This is a genomic window from Chloroflexus islandicus (genome assembly GCF_001650695.1).
GTDB classification, from domain to species: Bacteria; Chloroflexota; Chloroflexia; order Chloroflexales; family Chloroflexaceae; genus Chloroflexus; species Chloroflexus islandicus.
Genome location: NZ_LWQS01000041.1, coordinates 30207 through 49790, shown reverse-complemented (window position 1 = coordinate 49790; position 19584 = coordinate 30207). Strand labels below are relative to the sequence as shown.

The 19584-nt window shown below is 61.7% G+C and carries 16 protein-coding genes; 6 read left to right on the top strand and 10 right to left on the bottom strand.

All coding sequences use genetic code 11. From position 1 onward, the window contains the following. Positions 1–11: 11 nt before the first annotated feature. The 7 genes from A6A03_RS06580 to A6A03_RS06545 all read right to left on the bottom strand — a co-directional run bounded on the left by A6A03_RS06580 (position 12) and on the right by A6A03_RS06545 (position 7177). On the bottom strand, positions 12–638 hold the full coding sequence (locus A6A03_RS06580; protein WP_066785235.1) for a hypothetical protein: 627 nt from the start codon (positions 636–638) through the stop codon (positions 12–14). Between the two features lie 146 nt (positions 639–784). Next, positions 785–1456 carry a Crp/Fnr family transcriptional regulator gene (locus tag A6A03_RS06575; RefSeq protein ID WP_066785232.1) on the bottom strand — a complete coding sequence of 224 codons (672 nt, stop codon included), beginning with the start codon at positions 1454–1456 and terminating at the stop codon, positions 785–787. Continuing rightward, complete coding sequence (argB, locus tag A6A03_RS06570; protein WP_066785229.1) at positions 1453–2217, bottom strand: acetylglutamate kinase; 765 nt, start codon at positions 2215–2217, stop codon at positions 1453–1455. Before argB ends, A6A03_RS06575 begins: the two co-directional genes overlap by 4 nt. 1232 nt (positions 2218–3449) lie before the next feature. Then, positions 3450–3740, bottom strand: coding sequence for a GIY-YIG nuclease family protein (locus A6A03_RS06560; RefSeq protein WP_066785223.1), 291 nt, complete (start codon positions 3738–3740; stop codon positions 3450–3452). A 333-nt stretch (positions 3741–4073) separates the two neighbouring features. Beyond that, positions 4074–5021 (bottom strand): hypothetical protein, encoded by a 948-nt coding sequence (locus A6A03_RS06555; protein WP_066785218.1) that lies wholly within the window; start codon positions 5019–5021, stop codon positions 4074–4076. Positions 5022–5069: 48 nt separating this feature from the next. Continuing rightward, complete coding sequence (locus tag A6A03_RS06550; protein ID WP_066785215.1) at positions 5070–6209, bottom strand: DUF4350 domain-containing protein; 1140 nt, start codon at positions 6207–6209, stop codon at positions 5070–5072. After that, positions 6206–7177, bottom strand: a complete 972-nt coding sequence (locus tag A6A03_RS06545) for a DUF4129 domain-containing protein (protein ID WP_082908929.1) — start codon at positions 7175–7177, stop codon at positions 6206–6208. The genes A6A03_RS06550 and A6A03_RS06545 overlap by 4 nt, the downstream gene beginning before the upstream one ends. Positions 7178–7271: 94 nt before the next feature. Here A6A03_RS06545 and A6A03_RS06540 point away from each other — a divergent pair, with 94 nt between their 5' ends. The 6 genes from A6A03_RS06540 (at position 7272) to A6A03_RS06515 (ending at position 16232) form a co-directional block, all read left to right on the top strand. Continuing rightward, positions 7272–10562 carry an efflux RND transporter permease subunit gene (locus A6A03_RS06540; RefSeq protein WP_066785210.1) on the top strand — a complete coding sequence of 1097 codons (3291 nt, stop codon included), beginning with the start codon at positions 7272–7274 and terminating at the stop codon, positions 10560–10562. A gap of 87 nt (positions 10563–10649) precedes the next feature. Further along, positions 10650–12209 (top strand): HlyD family secretion protein, encoded by a 1560-nt coding sequence (locus tag A6A03_RS06535; RefSeq protein ID WP_066785204.1) that lies wholly within the window; start codon positions 10650–10652, stop codon positions 12207–12209. Positions 12210–12324: 115 nt separating this feature from the next. Continuing rightward, positions 12325–12948 carry a TetR/AcrR family transcriptional regulator gene (locus A6A03_RS06530; RefSeq protein ID WP_066785201.1) on the top strand — a complete coding sequence of 208 codons (624 nt, stop codon included), beginning with the start codon at positions 12325–12327 and terminating at the stop codon, positions 12946–12948. A gap of 14 nt (positions 12949–12962) precedes the next feature. Continuing rightward, the gene (locus A6A03_RS06525; RefSeq protein ID WP_066785198.1) at positions 12963–14111 is read left to right on the top strand and encodes an NAD(P)/FAD-dependent oxidoreductase; all 1149 of its coding nucleotides are present in this window, start codon (positions 12963–12965) and stop codon (positions 14109–14111) included. A gap of 191 nt (positions 14112–14302) precedes the next feature. Next, entirely contained in the window at positions 14303–15205 is a 903-nt protein-coding gene (locus A6A03_RS06520; protein ID WP_066785195.1) for an ABC transporter ATP-binding protein, read from the top strand. Positions 15206–15314: 109 nt separating this feature from the next. Then, positions 15315–16232 (top strand): ABC transporter permease subunit, encoded by a 918-nt coding sequence (locus A6A03_RS06515; protein WP_066785192.1) that lies wholly within the window; start codon positions 15315–15317, stop codon positions 16230–16232. Positions 16233–16239: 7 nt separating this feature from the next. On the opposite strand, the gene A6A03_RS06510 is transcribed toward A6A03_RS06515, so the two are convergent. The 3 genes from A6A03_RS06510 to mtnP all read right to left on the bottom strand — a co-directional run bounded on the left by A6A03_RS06510 (position 16240) and on the right by mtnP (position 18543). Then, on the bottom strand, positions 16240–16842 hold the full coding sequence (locus tag A6A03_RS06510) for a nitroreductase family protein (protein ID WP_066785190.1): 603 nt from the start codon (positions 16840–16842) through the stop codon (positions 16240–16242). Between the two features lie 71 nt (positions 16843–16913). After that, positions 16914–17675 (bottom strand): coenzyme F420-0:L-glutamate ligase, encoded by a 762-nt coding sequence (gene cofE, locus A6A03_RS06505; RefSeq protein ID WP_066785188.1) that lies wholly within the window; start codon positions 17673–17675, stop codon positions 16914–16916. A 1-nt stretch (position 17676) separates the two neighbouring features. Beyond that, a complete protein-coding gene (mtnP, locus tag A6A03_RS06500) occupies positions 17677–18543 on the bottom strand; it encodes an S-methyl-5'-thioadenosine phosphorylase (protein WP_066785185.1) in 867 nt (288 codons plus the stop codon). Positions 18544–19584 lie beyond the last annotated feature (1041 nt).

Here is a 19584-nt window from a genome sequence, read left to right as displayed (position 1 = left end):
GCGCCCCGCTGCTACGCCGCATCTACCGAGCGATAGCCGCCATTGCCATGCGGATGGAAGGTATCGCTCAGATTAGCGATGATCGTGCGGGCCAGACTCATCTCCGAACGCAAGAGCCGGCGGAGGCTCTGCACATCACGGTCTTCCCACTGCTCGAACAGATCAACCATCGTTGAGCTGACTAACTGCACCGCTTCTAATTCAACCCGTTGCCCGGCAGGTTGATACACGCGCCGCACTTCCACTGAAACCGGCTCAACTTCGGCTATCTCAGCCGGAAAATGGCGCTCAAAGGCGGTGTGGACGGCGCGCTGAAACATGCGCACCAATTCAATGTCGCTCCGATCACGGTGATTGGTCAGCGTCACCGTGTACGTCATGGTCAATTCAAGCGGATCAGCCGGCAAATCGCGGCCTTCGCTAATCAGTTGATGCACCGGCGACCACGTAAAGTTAATCTCAAGCCACGGCGGCATCGTCGCCAACGTTAACGGCTCGGCGTGATCGGGGAAGAGTTCAATCTTGCAGGTACGATCGTGCGTGGCGGGGATGACGCTCTCTATCAGCGCGTGTTCATGCAGGCCAACGCTGAGCCATGCATCTTCCAGCGCCATCACGAGATCGTCGTAGGTTACCATCAATTGCACTCCTTGCAACAGTATCATAACCTCTCGATTGTACCTGAGTCTGACGATGATGGCAACCGCCGTTAGCCGGATGTCATCTTTACCTATTACTGTAACACGAGAACGCGGTTGTTGCGGTATAATTCCGTAGAGAATATTTACCCGGATGCTAAGCGGCGCAATTGGGCAAGATCGACTAAGACGATCGCATCGTCAGCGATCCGGATGAGGTTCGCCTCACGCATATCGCCGAGCGCCTTCGTCACCGTTTCGCGGTAGGCGCCGATCATCTCGGCCAATTGCTGGTGGGTATACCGGACGAGCGTCGCCGGCGGTGCGCCATCAGCCGGATCGCCGGCCAGATCGAGCAACAGGGCCGCCAAGCGCTGCGGCACGCTCTTGAAGGCAATATCGGCCAGCCGTTGTTCCATGGTACGCAAGCGCGCGCCCATCAACTCCATCAGATCAATTGCCGCCCCCGGATGGCGGCTGAGAAAGGCGCGCAACGCTTCCCGCTCGATCCGCGCCACTACGCAATCGGTCATCGCTTCGGCGCAGGTATCGTGAATCCCCGGCCCGATCAGCGCCATTTCACCAAACAGACTCGGTGGATGGAGCACCAACAGCGTCAATGCCCGCCCTTCCGGCGAGAGCTTATAAATCCTGACCCGGCCTTGTTGCAAGAGAAAGACGTGCGCGCCGGCTTCATTCGGCATGTGAAAGGTATGCCCCGCCGGATACGAACCAACCTGCAATAATGCCGCCAGATCGGCTTGGGCCGCTGGATCAAGATCGGGAAAGAGCGCCAAGAGACTCTGGCGGTTGGTCATGGCCCGGTTTCCTCGCTCACAAAGCGCGTGCCGCCATCGCTGAGACCGGCCAGATTCGTGATCCGGACGCTCGCCGCGCCCCGGCTGAGAGCAGCCAAGGCCGCCCGCACCTTCGGGATCATGCCGCCGCTGATCACCCCCGCCGCGATATACGCTTCCGTTGCTGAAGGGGTGAGGGTTGGCGCAACCCGGCCTTCCACCAATACCCCCGGCACATTGCTGACAAACACCAATTCAGCGCCGCTGAGCGCGCCAGCCACCGCTTCAGCCACCATGTCGGCGTTCACGTTGTAACTCAGGCCATCGGCGCTCCCCAACGCCACCGGCGCAATCACCGGCAACCAACCCAACGCCAGCATCTGGCGCAACGCCGCACCATCAACCGTTGTCACCACTCCCACCCGGCCTAAATCGCGCCCGTTGGGCCGGTAGGGTTCACAGCGGAGCAAGCCGAGATCTAGCCCACTGAGGCCGATCGCGCGCGCACCAGCATTGACCAGCGCCGTAACGATCCGCTTGTTGATCGCCCCACAGACGACCATTTGCATAATCGCCATCACTTCCGGCGACGTCACCCGCAAGCCATCGACAAACTCTACCTGCAACCCGGCTTGTTCCACCGCTGCGCTGATCTCTTTCCCACCGCCATGCACCAGCACCACCGGTTGGTGCATGGTGCGAATCGTTTCAGTCAGACCACCCAGAAATGCCGGATCGTCGAGTTCGTGGCCGCTGACTTTAATCACACTGATTGGATCCATACGATCATCCCATTTATGATGGATGGTAAACAAGATAATAGTATCACTTTATCACTATTGCCGCTTTCCGCCAGTCATTGCGCACCGCCGCCCTCCACCTGTCATTGCGAGCGTAGCGCAGCGGAGCGAAGCAATCCCCCACGAGCACGGGATGCACCCGCTCAGGCACCCTGCCTTGTGACTCCCTCCCCCAGCGGGGGAGGGCTGGGGTGGGGGCCACATTCCCCCGCCCTCCACCTGTCATTGCGAGCGTAGCGCAGCGGAGCGAAGCAATCCCCTTCGAGCACGGGATGCACCCGCTCAGCGCTCGTTCCCGCCGAAGCGGGGGATTGCTTCGGGCGCTTCGCGCCCTCGCAATGACAGAGCCGCCCTCCACCTGTCATGGCGCACCGCCGCCCTCCACCTGTCATTGCGAGCGTAGCGCAGCGGAGCGAAGCAATCCCCCACGAGCACGGGATGATCCCCCTCAGCGGTCGTTCCCGCCGAAGCGGGGGATTGCTTCGGGCGCTTCGCGCCCTCGCAATGACAGATCTGCTCCCCACCTGTCATTGCGAGCGTAGCGCAGCGGAGCGAAGCAATCTCCTCCGAGCACGAGATGCACCCGCTCAGCGCTCGTTCCCGCCGACGCGGGGGATTGCTTCGGGGGCTGCGCCCCCTCGCAATGACAGATCGGCTCCCCACCTGTCATTGCGAGCGTAGCGCAGCGGAGCGAAGCAATCTCCTTCGAGCACGGGATGCACCCGCTCAGTGGTCGTTCCCGCCGAAGCGGGGGATTGCTTCGGTCGGGCGGCACCCAGCGCTGCTGGGTGCCGCCACTCCCTCGCAATGACAGATCTGCTCCCCACCTGTCATTGCGAGCGTAGCGCAGCGGAGCGAAGCAATCCCCTTCGAGCACGAGATGCACCCGCTCAGCGCTCGTTCCCGCCGACGCGGGGGATTGCTTCGGGCGCTTCGCGCCCTCGCAATGACAGATCGGCTCCCCACCTGTCATTGCGAGCGTAGCGCAGCGGAGCGAAGCAATCTCCCACGAGCACGGGATGATCCCCCTCAGCGCTCGTTCCCGCCGAAGCGGGGGATTGCTTCGGGCGCTTCGCGCCCTCGCAATGACAGATCTGCTCCCCACCTGTCATTGCGAGCGTAGCGCAGCGGAGCAATCTCCCCCGAGCACGGGAGCGGAACCTTTCCGCCGAAGGAGGAGATTGCTGCGGGCGCTGCGCCCCCTCGCAATGACACTACGCCCAATCCACTGACAGATCGCGCCACTCCGGATTCATCGCTTCAATTAAAGCGATCTTCTTTTGCCGTGAGCCGGCTTTGATCTGTTTCTCCCTCGTAATGGCAGCACGTACATCTGTCGTCATTTCATAGTACACCAATTTCGTGGCTTGATATTTTCGCGTAAATTGTGATCCTCGTCCAGTCTTATGTTGATAAACGCGCCGTGTTAAATCGTTTGTCATACCGGTATAGAGAACAGTGTGGTGGTTATTCGTCATAATATAGACAAAGTAATGATGTTGCATGGCGATTGATGATAAGATCGTAGATTAATGACTCCTTCGCCTTCGATCATAGGAGCAAGCCGCTCAGTGGTCGTTCCCGCTGAAGTGGGAGATTGCTTCGGGGGCTGCGCCCCCTCAGCGCTCGTTCCCGCCAAAGCGGGAGATTGCTTCGGTCGGGCGGCACCCAACCCTGCTGGGTACCGCCACTCCCTCGCAATGACAGATCTGCTCCCCGCTTGTCAGTGCGAGCGTAGCGCAGCGGAGCGAAGCAATCCCCTTCGAGCACGGGAGCGGAACCTTTCCGCCGAAGGAGGAGATTGCTGCGGGGGCTTCGCCCCCTCGCAATACCCCACCTCACGACGCCAAGCGTACCTCGCTGTGAGCCGCCTGCTGGATGCGCCGGGCCAGATCGACACCGTTGCGCTCAGCTAGCATTTGCCGGTAGTGAAGCGTGCTCCAGATCGGCAATAGCGGCATCGCCGCCGTCAACCCAATCACCCACGCCACGGCGCTCAAGCCGCGGGTCAGCGGATGTTCCGCGCCGAACAGCAGACCAAAGGGCGCTGGCAGCAAGACCGCGATCGTCAGCGTTACAATCACTGCCAATACGCTGAAGAGCAACGCTGCACAGGCAAAAACAAGCACATTATAGGAGAAACGCCGGAAAAGCAGACTCCACGAGAGCTTGAACGCAAACCCAATAGGAATGGTGTCGTCAATGATCGGTTGGATGCTGTACAGAGCAGCCACCAGACCAGAGGCGCTCAGAACGAGATAGAGGAAATACGCGATGAGTCCGGCGATGATGATTAATGGCAAAAATACAATCAACGCGCTGGTGCTTAACGCAGTGCTCGTAACGAAAACTACAGCAATCAGCACACAAAAAGCGATAAACATTAAAACCCCGCTAACCGACGACATGATCATCACCCAAACCAACGCCATTGCCCCGCCGTACATACTAGCGATGAGCCAGCGCCCAATCTGCGGCCACCGCCATAGCACGCTGCGCAGCGACGGCGGCTGGCCATCGACCGCCATCCGGGTGGCGCGGGTCAGCGGTGGAATCATCAGCAGCGAGGTGAAGAGCAGGCCGGCGAGAATGAGGAACAGATCCTCAAAGAACGTTTCCTCTAGATCGCCGAGTGAAAAGAGAAGATTGAAGGTGACGATCAGCGCCGGCAAGCTAAACAGAGCGGCTAGCAACGCGAAGGTGCTGAGATAGCGCCGGTAGAGATTGACGCCTTCGTCAAGCAGGTTGATCGCTTCTTGCAAGGGCAAACGCCGTGGGTTGGGCATCGGTTTGTCCTCTCGGTGTATGGACGGCAATAGCTGCGCAGACGGTCGCTACCTAATGCGATCAGCTTCGGCGACGAGGTTCAGCAACTCGACTTCACTCAGATCCGGACGCCGTAATTCAGCTAGCACCCGGCTCAGGGTGGCGCGATCGATCGGGCGAATCGCGGCTAATTCGGCGACAAAAGCCTCATCGTCAAGCGCGAGCGAGATGCCATAGGGTTGGCCGAGCCGGCGCCGGAGCGTGTGCCGGTAGTGTTCGGCGGCGTAGGTAATCTGTTTCGCGCGGCGCAACATGCCGGCCATACTGTCAATGAATTCGACACTGCTGCGGCGAGCGGCTTCGCTGCGCAACGGCAGCGGGCGGGCGAACCGGCGGCTGCCGGCGAGGATGTATAGGCCCACCATCGCCACACTGTACAGGATGGCCCAACCGAGCGGATTGCTCAGCAACAAGCTGCGCAAATCGGTTGACGGGCCGAAGCCATGGTGAAATTCATCGAACACGATCCGCTTGCCGGGAGGCAGCCAGCGGAGCAGGTTGAGCACCAGCGCCGCCGATTCAGGCTCGCGCAGACCTTCGTTCGTGAATGGGTAGACGCTTGACAAGGCGATTACATACCCGTCGCCGAAGCGTTGGCCGGCAATGATCGTTGTTGCGCCATCAGCCGCCAGCGGCGCAAAGGCCGGCAATGGCGTGGTCGCAGCGATCGCGGCGCGTGTGTATGCCGGCACGCGGGCCACCGGCGGCGCGCCGAGGGCGGGGTGCAAGACCGCGGCGGTAGTGATGCGCCGTTCGCTCGCGATGAGTTTGAGATCAAACGCCGCCAGCAAGGGCGACACAGCGCTCTGCGGGCTCGGCGCATTATCGGCCACCACCAGCACGCCGCCAGCTTTGACCCATTCCACCACTGCGTCAACTTGCGCCGGCTGGTACCGTTCGCTTGGCCCCAACACCAACAGCAGTCCGTCATTCGGGGTCAAGGTAAACGGGCGATAGGCCAGCCGGTCAACCTGCCCCACCCGCGAGAGCCAACGGTAGAGCGCCAGCGCGCCATTATCGTCACTACTAAACGATGTTACCCGCGCGTCAATGGTGCGCTGGCCGCTCTGCTCGGCGCTGTAGGCGGCAAAGAGGCCAAGCGCGATAAAGAGCGCAATCAGCGCGATCACTTCAAGTCGCAGCTTCATGATGCCGTTCCCGCTGATTTGGTCAAGGATTGCACCGCCGCTACCTGCTGCTCATAACGGGCGAACGCTTGGTCATCGATTGGCTGAAAACCGTACCACACCGCGTCAAAGGTTGCCACCACCGGCGCGAGCAGATCGCGTACCGGCGGCTGACTGCGCAGCCGGTGCAGGTGTTCGCGGTTGGTAAGCGACCGCTCGTAGCGCAATAAGCCCTGTTCATCGAGCCAGAGCAGGGCAGCGAGATAGAGATAGCGCACCGCGCTGCGCCGGTCGCCGGCTTGGCGCGCTTCAGCGGCCAGACGTTGCGCTTCGCTGTACGTGACCGGATCCTCGCCATCACCAGCCGGCGCTTTGACCGGCGCGCGCAAGGTGCGGCGCACACCCCGCGCCCAGAAAACCAACAAACCAACGATTAAGACGGCTGCGATCCCTAAAATGGCCCAGACCACCGGGGTAAACGCGGCGGGATTAGCCCCTGCCCCCTCGGGTACGGGGACATCCGGTAGATCGGGGCTCAGTTGATCGAGCAGATCAAACAACCAATTCAAAAATCGGGTGAACCATCCCTCTCCCTCGCGATTGAAGGGAGGCTCGTTGTACACCGCTTGCCACTGGCGCAACGCAGCCTCTGCCGGCACAGTGGCGGGCGGCGCTAAGGCATCGATCAACGCCCCTAGCCGGGCGGCAATCGCCGGCAAATCAGGATCGCCGGATGCGAGCGCGGCTGTGAGCCAGCTCTGATCGACCTGCGCAAGCTGGCCGTCAGGCATGCGCACCTGCTTAATCGCCGCCAATTCAGCCGCCAGCGCCTGTACATCGAGCAGATCGCCGCGCTGCGCTGCGGCATGGACGGCCCGCAGCAACCGATCGTAATCGGCCAATGACACGTCAGCGGGTTGGGCCGCAGCCAGCGCCGGCCATCCCCACCAAACGGCAAGAACGATGATCAGCCATTGGCGAACGCTCATTATTTTCATCCTTGACCGTCAGAAAACTTTACGCTATAGTAAAAACAAGTGTGTAACAAAACCTGTGCAACAACGTCTTGTGGGAGGATAACCAATGACCCCGCCACGCCGGGAGAAATTGAACGGCATCTGGATTTCCGATGTCTCGATCCGCCAGCCCGTCTTTATCACGATGGTTATGCTGGCGTTCATCACTTTCGGTATTCTCTCATTCCGCTCAACGCCCGTCAACCTCTTGCCTGAGATCGACGTTCCGATCGTCGCGGTCAGTATCACCTACCCCGGCGCCGGCCCCGAAAGCGTCGTTGATCAGGTGGTGCGCCCGGTTGAAAACGCCGTGAACACCCTCGCCGGCCTCAAGCATATCACATCGCAGGCCAGCGAGGGATTTGCGTTGATTATCCTCGAATTTGAAGCCGGCAACCGGGCTGAACAACTCGAAGAAGATGTGCGGCAACGGGTGAATAGCATCTTGCCGCAACTGCCGCGCGATGTGCGCCAGCCGGTCTTCCAGCGGTTTGACCCCAATCAGTCGCCGATTATGCAGATCGCCGTCGCCGACACCAGCGGGCGCACGCCGCTCGAATTGCGCACGCTGATCGAAGACGAGATCGTGCCGCGGATTCAGCGCGCTCCCGGCGTCGGCTCGGTGACGGTGACCGGCGGCCAACAGCGCCAGATCAACGTCTGGCTCGATCTGGCCAAGTTGCAGGCGTATGGCCTGCTGCCGGCGCAGGTCAGCCGGTCGCTGCAACAGGCCAATGCCAACCTTGGCCTTGGCACCATCGTCGAGAATAATACCGAGATTAGCCTGCGCGTACCCTCGTTGCTGCGCAGCGTCGAGGATATTGCCCGGGTGCAGATTTCGGGCACGCCCTACCGGGTCGGCGATGTGGCGGTGGTCGAAGAGGGCATTGCCGACGTTACCACCATCTCGCGGCTGAACGGCAGCGACGCGATTATTCTCAACGTGCTCAAGCAATCGGGCGCCAATACCGTCACCGTGGCCGATAACGTCTACAAAGCGCTCGATCAGGCGTTTGCCGCTTTCCCCGAACTGACCTACACCATCCCGCTTGACTCGTCTGAGGCGGTTCGGTCATCGGTACTCTCTTCGTTGGAAGAGTTGATGTTCGCCTCGATCGCGGCGTTTCTGGTGGTGTGGTTCTTCTTCCGCAACCTGCGCAGCACGATCATCACTATGGCCGGCCTGCCGGTGATCTTGATCGGCACCTTCATCTTTATGCCGATCTTCGGCTTAACGATCAATCTGATCACCCTGCTGGCCCTCTCGCTCTGCGTCGGTCTTGTAATCGACGACGCGATCGTGGTGCGCGAGAATATCTTCCGCCACCTCGAACGGGGTGAAAGCCCGCGGGTAGCCTCATCACGCGGCACGTGGGAAGTCGGCCTGTCGGTGGTGGCGATGACGCTGACGATTGTGGCAGTCTTCGTGCCGGTTACGTTTGCCGAAGGCGTGGCCGGGATCGTCTTCAAGTCGTTCGGCTTGGTGGTCTCGATCGCGATTCTGCTCTCGCTGGCCGAAGCCTTCACCTTCGCGCCGATGATGTCGGCCAACCTGTTCCCCAACGTCAAGATCAAGCCCAAGCCGCATCACAACAAGCACCAGCCGATCGTAGAGGTGCCGATCTCCGATGAGGTGAGCGAGCGCGACATTGGCTTGCTGCAAGAAGCCAATGAAGACCCCGGCGCGATGGGCCGCTGGTACGGCAAATTGCTGGGGTGGACGCTGGCCAGCCTGCGTAACCGCATGATTGTGGTCGGGATTTCGCTCGCCGTGCTGGTGTTAAGTGTCTGGGTCGCTAGCGGCCTGAAACTGACCTTCTTCCCCGAGCAAGACCCGCACGAGTTCATTATGCGCTTCGAGGCGGCGCCGGGTACGACGCTGGCCGAAACTGACCGGCTAGCCCGGCAGGCCGAGCAGATCTTGCTGAACGATCCGGCGGTCGAAAATGTGATTGCACGGGTCGGCGCAACCGGCTTCCCTGAGCGGGCTGAATTCGCGGTGACGCTGGTTGGCCGTACCCCAACCTTGCCGACTCAAGAGCGCCTGCGCGAGCAGTTGGATTTCTTGCCGCGCCTGAGCTTCTCGGTGCCGAGCTTCCAGCCTTCAAGCGCCGGCGTGGAAGGGCGCGAGTTGCAAGTGAGCTTGCAGACGACTCGCCCCGCTACTGAACTGGCGCCGATTGTGGAGGCGATCCAACGCGAGATGGCGGCGATTCCGGGATTGGTTGACATCGACAGCAATTTGCAGGTGGGCAAGCCTGAATTGCGCTTGCGCGCCGACCCGGCCCGCATCGGCGAGCTGGGGATTACGAACGAGGACATTGCCACCTCGGTGCGGGCTTTGATCAACGGCGACCGGGCCACCGTGCTGCGCACTGGTACGATCGATACCGATGTGGTGGTGCGGCTAGCTCCGCAAGATCGGGCCGGCATTGAGACCCTCGGCGCGATTAGCATCCCGACCCGCGCTGGGGTGGTGCCGCTCAGCTCGTTGGGCACGCTGGAACTCGCATCGAGCCAAGTCTCGATCCGCCGCTACGACCGGCTCAATCAGGTGTTGATCGGGGCCAATCTTGAGGACATCAACCTGAGCGATGCCCAAGCGGCGCTGCAAGCGCGGATCGATGCGCTCAACATCCCGGCCGAGGTGATTGTCAGCTACGTCGGTACCTTTGCCCAGACCAGCGAAGGCTTCTCGTCGCTGTTCCTCGCGATGGGTCTCTCGGTGCTCTTCGTCTATATGGTGCTGGCATCGCAATTCGGCAGCTTCACCCAGCCGCTGGTGATTATGATGGCGATGCCGTTCAGCTTCATCGGCGCCTTCCTCGCCTTGCGTTTGGTAGGGATTGATCTCGACATCACCGGCATGATCGGTCTGATTATGCTGCTCGGTTTGGTGGTGAAAAACTCGATCTTGCTGGTTGACTTTACCAACCGCTTGCGCGAGTTGGGCCTCGACAAGCACTCGGCGCTGAAATTGGCCGGCGCGATCCGGTTGCGCCCGATCTTGATGACAGCACTCTCGCTGGTGGCTGGCGCGATGCCGACCGCGCTTGGCTTGCACTTGCTGGCGACCGGTGAAGGCAACGAGTTCCGCAAAGGGCTAGCGTGGGTGCTAATCGGCGGTATGCTGACCTCGACTGCGCTGACCCTGCTGGTGGTGCCGACGGTCTACAGTTTGATGGACGCAGCGGTGACGTGGCTGAAGCAGCGCTTTAGCGGCGTACAGCCGCACGAAGGATTCGAGCTGCCTGCTCCCGGCCCCGGCGTGACGACTCCGCCGGCAACCCAAGTCACCCGGCCAGCAGTGCCGCCAGCGCCGCCCACGACACCGGCCAGTGAACCTTCAGGCGACTAATCCATACCGTAACGGCACTGCCGTGCCGTTACGGTACACCTACCGCTAATCAGAATGTATGATCATCACACAGGAGCGAAGCGATCCATGCGACGAGTGATTGTTCCCACCCTGATCGGCGGCGCGCTGGCGATCCTGACCGCCTGCGCCACTCCCGCCCCGTCAGCGACGCCGGCGCCGACGGCAGCGGCGGTCGAAGTGCGCCCAACCGTGGCGCCGTTGCCCACCACCGCGCCGGTGACAACAATTGACCTTGCGAGCGCGCCGGCGATTAGCCTTGGCGTCACCGCCAGCGGCGAAGTGGTGGCGCGCAGCAGCGCCAACCTCAGCTTCCGCGTGCCCGGCGTGGTCGCCGAGGTCTTTGTGGCTGAAGGCGACCGGGTCAAAGCCGGTGATCCGCTGGTGGCGCTCGATGCGCGCGAACTTGAGTTGCAAGTCGCCCAAGCCGAAGCGAGCTTGGCGCAAGCGCGGGCCAATTACGAGCGCCTGATCGAAGGGGCGACGCCGGAAGAGATCGCGGCGGTGCGGGCGCAAGTCGCGCAAGCCCAAGCGGCCTTGCGGCAGGCGCGCGGCAGCGTCACTGACGCTGACATCGCCGCGGCTGAAGCGGCGCTGGCACAGGCCATCGCCCGCCGTAACGATTTGCTCGACGGGCCGAGCAATGCCGATCTGACGGCAGCGCGGGCCGCGGTTGAACAGGCCGAAGCTAATTTAAACATCCAGCGCACCAACCTTTCGGCAGCGAAAACGAATGCCGAGCTGCAGGTGACGTTGGCGGCCAACGCGCTGCGCGATGCCCAGCAAGCGTATTCCGATCTGTACTGGAAGAACCGCGAGCGTGAGCAGCAATTGGCGAAATTTGGCTTGGAATTGCCGAAAGAGGCCAAAGATGCCGAAGAGCAGTTACTGCGCGCCGTCGAGTCGGCGGAAGCGCGGTATAAGCAAGCGCAATTGGCGCTCGAGCAAGCGCGCCAGAACGAGATTGACGGCATTGCCGCCGCTGAAGCGCAGCTCCGCACGGCCCGCAGCAACTTGCAGCGCCTGCTCGATGGGCCAACGGCTGATCTGATCGCAGCCGCCGATGCAGCAGTCGCGCAAGCGCAGGCCACCCTCGACCGGCTGCGCGGCGATCAGCGGGCCGGCGCGCTAGCAGCAGCGCAGGCCGGCGTAGCGGCGGCTCAAGCTAATCTGGAACGGATCACCGCACCGCCAACGCGCCAGAATCTGGCCGCCGCCGAGGCCGCGGTCAAGATTGCGGAAACTGCGCTGGCCGCCGCCAAACTCAACCTCGACAAGGCCGTGTTGCGCGCGCCGTTCGATGGCATCGTGGCGCGGGTGAATGTCGATCCCGGCGATCTGGCCGGCACGGGAGCGCTGCCGGCAGTGCAGATCGTTGATGACAGCGTATTGCACGTTGAGGCGGCGATCAGCGACACCGACGTGGCCCGCGTGCGCGAAGGCCAAGCCGTTGAGGTACGGGTCGATGCGCTGCCCGGTACGGTGTTTAAGGGGACGGTTGATTTTGTCGCGCCAGTGGCGAACGTGGTCGGCAATGTGCGCACCTTCACCGTGCGGGTCAAGCTTGATGAACAGGATGGGTTGCGCGCCGGCGTGAGCGTGCGGATTACCATCCTCACCGATAAGTGATGTGGGCGAACGATGGCCGCAGCCGTGGATTACAACCCGGCTGCGGCATTGTTGCGCAATGTGTGGTATAGTTCCGGTTGACAACAATGTCGTTGGCCGGTTGATATAGACGCTTATGAGCACAACGCTCCGTGAACGCCGCCGTCAGATGCTGCGCGACGAGATCCTCGCCGCGACGCAGCAATTCATTGCCGAACGCGGGTTTGCCGCGCTGGCAATGGATGAACTGGCTGCGCGGGTTGGCATCTCGAAACCCACCCTCTACAACCAATTTCCCACCCGTGAAGATTTGCTGGCCGCCATGATTGCGCGCCTCGTTCGCGATCTCTTTGCGGTCGCGGCGGTCGGTGAGCCAACCGATCGGTCACCGCTCGAACAGCTCTGCGATCTCTTGCACGCCAGCGTGTTGTTCCAGATCCAACATCGCGCGGCAGCGTACCAGCTCTGGTTGCCGGAAGTAGCCGAGCTGCTGGAAAAGCATCCCCATTCACGCAACGAACTGCTGCAAGCGCAAGCGCGCGTCTTGCGCTTGGCCGAAGCGGCGATCGCTACCGGTGAAGTGGCTGCCGACTTGCAGCCGGTGGATGTGATTCGCACCTTCTCATCGCTGCTCTGCTTTCCGTTTGTGGGCGGGCGCAATCTGCCGCCAACCGATGATCCAGTGGCGACGGCGGATTTAGTAGTGCGTATCTTCCGGCAAGGGTTGCAAGCGCCGGCAAGCCGGTCAGAACCGGTGTGAAGCTGGTTGTGCCAATGACCCGCTCGCTTTCATCAGAAAACCAACCGGTTTGGCACGATGCCCCCGACCCGCTCTATCCGCCCCTCGCGGAAACGATTGCAGTTGATGTCTGTGTGATCGGGTTGGGCGGATCGGGCTTGACCTGCATCCACGAGTTGCTTGAGCTAGGGGTGAGTGTTGCCGGCATTGATGCCGCCGCAGTAGGTGGCGGCGCAGCCGGACGCAACGGCGGCTTTTTGCTGGCCGGGCTAGCAGCGTTTTACCATGAGGCGGTCGCCGCCATCGGGCGTGAGCGGGCCGCAGCCATTTACCGGCTCACGATCGCCGAAATTGAGCGGATGGCCGCCGCGATGCCGGGAATCGTGCGCCTGACCGGATCGCTGCGCATTGCTGCTTCGCCGGAAGAGGCCGCTGATTGTAACGCTCAGTTGCAGGCGATGCGGGCCGATGATTTGCCGGTCGAGCCATACTACGGCCCAGAGGGTGAAGGGTTGCTACTGCCCACCGATGGCGCGTTTCAGCCGCTGCACCGGTGCCGGTTGCTAGCCGAGCAAGCCCGGCAAGGCGGGGCATTGCTCTTTACCCATACCCCGGCGCTGGCGATCGAAGGCACAACCGTGCAATGCCCACAGGGACGAATCATAGCCCGCCACGTGATTATTGCCGTTGATGGCGGTCTCGAACGGCTGGCACCGGAGCTGCGCGGTATTGTGCGTTCGGCCCGCTTGCAAATGCTGGCTACCGCGCCTGATCCAGCCTGTTCTATCTCACGCCCCGTCTACACCCGCTGGGGCTACGATTACTGGCAACAGTTGCCCGATGGCCGCATCGCGCTCGGCGGCTGCCGCGATCGCTTTGCCGCCGAGGAATGGGACGCACCGCTGCAGCCGTCGGCGCCGGTGCAAGCTGCGCTGGAACAGATCCTGCGCGAGCGGATCGGCAGCCGCGCACCGGTTGAACGGCGGTGGGCAGCACAGGTGGCTTATCGCAGGGATAGCATCTTGCCGATTGCGCGCCAGATCCGGCCCAACGTGTGGGCGATCGGCGCGTACAACGGCACCGGCAACGTGATCGGTGCGCTCTGTGGGCGGGCGGCAGCGCGGGCGGCGGTGGCCAGTGATCTAGAGCTGATACGGTTGTTGGATGGCGCAGAGGGAGGATAGGTTTTTTACCGCAGAGGACGCGGAGGGCAGTTTTTTACCGCAGAGGGCGCGGAGGACGCAGAGGGATAGGTTTTTACCACAGAGGGCGCAGAGGAAACTATGGCACCCACGGCGGTCCCGGCGGTAAAGTATCCTTCCGCACGGCTCGTTATGGTATCATTAGACCGAGCAACACTGCCACGGAACGCGCCATGAACGCCATCGAAACGATCGAACTCACCAAACGCTACGGCAAACGGCTAGCCGTCGATCAGCTCAACCTCACCGTCGGCAAAGGTGAAGTGTTCGGCTTCCTCGGCCCGAACGGCGCAGGCAAGACCACCACGATCGCCATGTTGCTAGGGTTGGTCAAGCCGACGAAGGGACGGGCCATCGTGCTCGGTTACGACGTGCAACGCGAGCCGGCGCTGGCTTTACAGCGAGTAGGTGCGATGATCGAAGCGCCGGCGTTCTACCCCTACCTCAGCGGCGCCGACAATCTGCGCGTCTTGGCCCGCGCCGGCGGCATTCCACTTGAGCGAGTGCAGCGCGTGCTTGAGATTGTTGAGCTGAGCGATCGCGCGCGTGACAAGGTATCCACCTACTCGCAGGGGATGAAGCAACGGCTGGCGATTGCGGCTGCGCTCTTGCCCGACCCCGAATTGATTATGCTCGATGAGCCGACCAATGGCCTTGATCCGGCGGGAACGGTCGAGATTCGCAACCTGATCCGCGATTTGGCTGCCGGCGGACGCACCATCTTGCTCTGTAGCCACCTGTTGCACGAGGTCGAGCAACTGTGCCAGCGGGTGGCGATTATGAAAGAGGGCAAGCTGATTGCGTCCGGCGACGTTGCTACCCTGTTGCGACGCGGGCAAGGCGTGCGCGTGCGGGTACAGGGCGATCCGGGGCCGGCGGTGAGCCTCTTGCGCGGGTTGGCATGGGTGAGCAGCGTCACTGTGCAAGGCGATGCGCTGATCGTGGATGCTCCTACTGATCGCACTGCCGAGATTAATGCGCTGCTGATCAAAGCCGATATTGTGGTAGCTGAGATTGGGGCCAGCAACAACTCGCTGGAAGAGTTTTTCTTGACCGTTACCAAAGCTGAACCGTAGCAATTATGGCATGCGGCAGTCAAACCGCCGCACGCCATACAACCCCGCAAGAGAGAACTGGGCTTACGATAGTCGGATCAGCTAGCTCTCACCCGAAAGGCATCCAACCGTGGACACCCGCACCATGTTCACCAACCTGCTGGCTGCCGAATGGATGAAGATCGCACGCCGGCCAATGGCGCTGTTGCTGCTGGGTATTTTTCTGGCGTTGACCATCTTGCAACAGACGCTCTGGTTTTTGGTGGTGGCGCTGCAAGAGGGAACTTTCAGCGGCGGCGAAGTGACGTTTGGCTTGCTCAGCGCGGCGGCGATCGAACAGATTAAGCGCCAACTCAGCTTGCCCGGCGTGTTTGGCGCTATGCTGAGCGCGATCAACGGCACCGGCGGCATTCTGGCAGTGATCTTGACCGCAGGAATCTTTGGCAGCGATTTTAATTGGGGCACGTTGCGCATCTTGCTCACCCGCGCCCCTAACCGCGGCGCGTACTTGTTGGCCAAGCTGGTTGCGTTGCAACTCGCCCTGCTGGCTGCGATGGTAATAACGCTGATCACTGGCGCCTTGCTGGCGTTGCTCTTTAGCAGCATCCTCGACTTGCCGCAGCAGTTCAGGGTAATTGACCTGCTCTTGGTGCCCGCCGGCATGCTGCGGGCGCTGTTGGTGATACTGCCCTACACCTTAATTGCCGCTGCCAGCGCCATCTTCGGGCGCTCGGTGATTGCCGGCGTGGGTGGCGGATTGATCTTTCTTGCCTTTGATGTCAGCGCCGGCTCGCTCAACACGATCGGCGCCGTCGATCCGCTGATCCGCACGCTGGTCAATCTCTTACTGCAACCGAACATCAACCGGCTCGTGGTCGAAAACAGCCGGATGTTCGGACTAGATCAAAGCGTGCTGACCTCGGCGCTCGATCTCAACCTGTTGCCGTCGCAATGGCAGGCGATCATCGTGATCGTCGTCTACAGCGCGATCTTTGGCTACAGCGCCTACCGCACGCTCAGCCGGCAAGATATTGGCGGGGCGTCGTAACGCACGGTCACATCCACCCAACCACCAACTCGCTCAATGGCCGGCGCGGACGGCGTTTCGGTTCTTGGGCTAGATAGCCGATGGGAATCAGGGCCTGCGGGTGCAGATCATCGGCTAAATCAAGCGCAGCCCGCACCGCCGCCGGCGCAAACAAGGGCGCGCACATCCAACCTGCGGCCAAGCCGAGCGCAAATGCCGCCAAGAGCATATTCTGCACCGCGCACCCCAAACTCTGGATGGCCATCGTGGTCTCAGCAGCTTGGCGGTCAGGATCGGGATAGACATCCAGATCGTTCAGATAAAGGCAGGGAATAATGATCACCGGCGCATTGAGCACCCGCTCCCGCGAGCGTTGCAGCCGCTGCTCAATCGTCGCTGGATCGTGACCGTCGAGGCCGAGGTGGTAGCGCCACGCCTCACCCATCGCCTCAGCCAAGGCCGCTTTACGTTCAGCCGACTCAACCACTACAAACCGCCACGGCTGGCGACCGTGGGGCGATGGCGCCCAACTGGCGGCGGTGAGGATTTGCTCGATGGCGGCCCGTGGCGGCGGGTCAGGCAAAAAGGCGCGCACAGTGCGGCGAGTTTGGGCCAGCGTCAAAAAGTCCATAGGTTTTCACCACAGCGGACGCAGAGGACTCGCACATATCCTCCGCGTCCTCTGACACACCTCTAGAACCATCATCGGAACAGATCAAAGCGGGGATCGCGGATCAACTGGCGCGCAGTGGCGGTCTCGCTCGGTTGGTACTGGTAGCCGCGCACCAGCGCCGCCGGCACGCGATCGATCTTGCCCATCACCAGCTCGGCGGCAGCGGCCAGCTCATCGGCGACGGCGATCAACGTGGCCTGCATTGTATAGCCGTAGGAGTCAGCAACACCGGCGAAATCGCGCAGCGGGGCAATGCCGGCGACGCCGATCGCGACATTAACCTGCCCTTCACGCCATGGCCGGCCAAAGGTATCGGTAATGATCACCGCCGGCGCGTGGTCGTAGCGGGCAGCCAAGGCGGCGCGCAACGCAGCGGCGCTGGCGTCGGGATCAACCGGCAGCAACGCCAACCGCCTCCCGCCATCGACGTTCGACTCATCAACCCCGCTGTTGGCGCAGACAAACCCGTGATGGGTTTCGGTAATGAGCACGCCATTCGCCATCTTAACGATACGCTTGCTCTCGCGCAAGACCACCTCTTGATAATGGGCGTCTTTTTTGGCGGTGCGGGCAATCTGATGGGCAAACGGCGACGGCTCAATCGTAGCCGGATCAACCAGCCGGCCCTCGGCCTTCGAGACTATCTTTTGGGTGACGACCAGAATATCACCGGCGACTAATCCGCCAACATCATCGATCGCCGTGGCGAGGATGGCGGCCAGATCATCACCCGGCCGCACCTCGCCAATGCCGCGCAACGGGATAATCCGAATCTCAGATTGGGATGTCATGTTACGACCAATACCGGCCGGCAATCGGCGCTAACCGCTCTTTGACCGCGGCGGGAATATAATCAGGATGGGTGATAATCGCATGGCGCAGCGCATCGTGAGCCGGACTGGTAAAGTTCTCATCGATCTGAGCCACCGCCAAGCGCACAATCTGCTGCGACAGAGCCACATTCGCATTCAGCACCCGAATCACTTGCTCAACCGTCACCGCATCGTGTTCGGGATGCCAAACATCGTAATCCGTCACCATCGCCAGCGTAGCATAGGCAATCTCAGCCTCACGGGCCAGCTTAGCTTCGGGCAGCGCCGTCATCCCGATCAGGCTATGGCCGCGGCGGCGATTTTCTTCACTCTCCGCCTTGGTCGAAAACTGCGGCCCCTCCATCACCACCAGCGTCCCGCCCTGATGCACTACCGCACCGGCAGCTTGCGCGGCATGCAAGAGAATGTTGCTGAGGTTTGGGCAGAAGGGCCGGTCGAAGCCGACATGGGCCACGACGCCACCCTCAAAGAAGGTAGCGGGACGGATGCCCTTGGTGCGATCGAAAATTTGATCGGGAATAACCGCGTGACCGGGAGCGTAATCTTCGCGCAGCGAACCGACCGCGCTGACCGAGATCAGCGCCCGCACGCCCAACAGCTTAAAGGCATAGATATTGGCCCGCGCCGGCACTTCGCTGGGATTGAGGCGATGGCCACGCCCGTGCCGGGGCAAAAACGCCACCCGCCGGCCTTCCAATTCACCGATGATAAACGCATCGCTCGGATCGCCAAACGGCGTCGTCAGGCGCACCTCTTCCGGGTTTTTGAGATCAGGCATTGCGTACAGCCCGCTGCCGCCGATTACACCGATCATTGCGCTGCTCATAGCCAGTGCTCCTTAGTTCAGAAGACTACGCCGCTATGCAGTATACCGTAGGTGGCGGGGAATAGGCAAAGGGGGGCAGGAATAGCCACAAAGAGGCGCAAAAGGTTGTACGTTTTTGGGCTTTTTGTGTCTTTTTTACCGCAGAGGGCGCAGAGGACGCGGAGGGAATAATGTCATTGCGAGGGCGCGTCAGCGCCCACAGCACGCTCCTCCTGCGGCGGCAAGGTTCCGCTTCCGTGCTCGCGGGGGATTGCTTCGCTGCGCTGCGCTCCGCTCGCAATGACAACCGGAGAGCGGCGCTGCCGATCTTTTGTCATTGCGAGGGCGCGGAGCGCCCGAAGCAATCTCCTGCTTCAGCGGAACCGGCTCCCTGACAGGGGTCGCTTCCCCTCCCCCAGCGGGGGAGGGGCACGGGGTGGGGGCACGGAACCGAATAGCCACAAAGAGACGCAAAAGGCACAAAAGGTTGTACGTTTTTGTGCGTTTTGTGTCTTTTCGTGGCTATTCCACCCGCGCAGCGGGCTGGCCCTCACCCCCCAGCCCCTGCTCCCACCTGACGGCGGGAGCGGGGGAGCCGCGCGATGGGCGGGCGAGGCATGGCAGGAGCGGAACGCAGCAGCGCCCCTCTCCCGCGTTGCGGGAGAGGGGATGTGGGGTGAGGGTCTATGTACCGCCAGCGCCCGAAGCCCGCTCCCCCTCCGGCGGCAAGGTTCCGCTTCCGTGCTCGCGGGGGATTGCTTCGCTGCGCTCGCAATGACAGGCGGGAGGCGGCGCTGCCGATCTTTTGTCATTGCGAGGGCGCGGAGCGCCCGAAGCAATCTCCTGCTTCAGCGGAACAGGCTCCCTGAAAGGTATCGCTTCCCCTCCCCCAGCGGGGGAGGGGCACGGGGTGGGGGCACGGAACCGAATAGCCACAAAGAGACGCAAAAGGCACAAAAGGTTGTACGTTTTTGTGCGTTTTGTGTCTTTTCGTGGCTATTCCACCCGCGCAGCGGGCTGGCCCTCACCCCCCAGCCCCCGCTCCCACCTGACGGCGGGAGC

Bases quoted from the DNA above. Each gene is read 5' to 3' on its own strand.
- A6A03_RS06555 (WP_066785218.1), bottom strand. From the start codon at position 5,021: ATGCCCAACCCACGGCGTTTGCCCTTGCAAGAAGCGATCAACCTGCTT.
- A6A03_RS06520 (WP_066785195.1), top strand. From the start codon at position 14,303: ATGAACGCCATCGAAACGATCGAACTCACCAAACGCTACGGCAAACGG.
- A6A03_RS06575 (WP_066785232.1), bottom strand. From the start codon at position 1,456: ATGACCAACCGCCAGAGTCTCTTGGCGCTCTTTCCCGATCTTGATCCA.
- A6A03_RS06510 (WP_066785190.1), bottom strand. From the start codon at position 16,842: ATGGACTTTTTGACGCTGGCCCAAACTCGCCGCACTGTGCGCGCCTTT.
- A6A03_RS06550 (WP_066785215.1), bottom strand. From the start codon at position 6,209: ATGAAGCTGCGACTTGAAGTGATCGCGCTGATTGCGCTCTTTATCGCG.
- A6A03_RS06545 (WP_082908929.1), bottom strand. From the start codon at position 7,177: ATGAGCGTTCGCCAATGGCTGATCATCGTTCTTGCCGTTTGGTGGGGA.
- A6A03_RS06580 (WP_066785235.1), bottom strand. From the start codon at position 638: ATGGTAACCTACGACGATCTCGTGATGGCGCTGGAAGATGCATGGCTC.
- mtnP (WP_066785185.1), bottom strand. From the start codon at position 18,543: ATGAGCAGCGCAATGATCGGTGTAATCGGCGGCAGCGGGCTGTACGCA.
- A6A03_RS06525 (WP_066785198.1), top strand. From the start codon at position 12,963: ATGACCCGCTCGCTTTCATCAGAAAACCAACCGGTTTGGCACGATGCC.
- argB (WP_066785229.1), bottom strand. From the start codon at position 2,217: ATGGATCCAATCAGTGTGATTAAAGTCAGCGGCCACGAACTCGACGAT.
- A6A03_RS06560 (WP_066785223.1), bottom strand. From the start codon at position 3,740: ATGCAACATCATTACTTTGTCTATATTATGACGAATAACCACCACACT.
- cofE (WP_066785188.1), bottom strand. From the start codon at position 17,675: ATGACATCCCAATCTGAGATTCGGATTATCCCGTTGCGCGGCATTGGC.
- A6A03_RS06530 (WP_066785201.1), top strand. From the start codon at position 12,325: ATGAGCACAACGCTCCGTGAACGCCGCCGTCAGATGCTGCGCGACGAG.
- A6A03_RS06535 (WP_066785204.1), top strand. From the start codon at position 10,650: ATGCGACGAGTGATTGTTCCCACCCTGATCGGCGGCGCGCTGGCGATC.
- A6A03_RS06540 (WP_066785210.1), top strand. From the start codon at position 7,272: ATGACCCCGCCACGCCGGGAGAAATTGAACGGCATCTGGATTTCCGAT.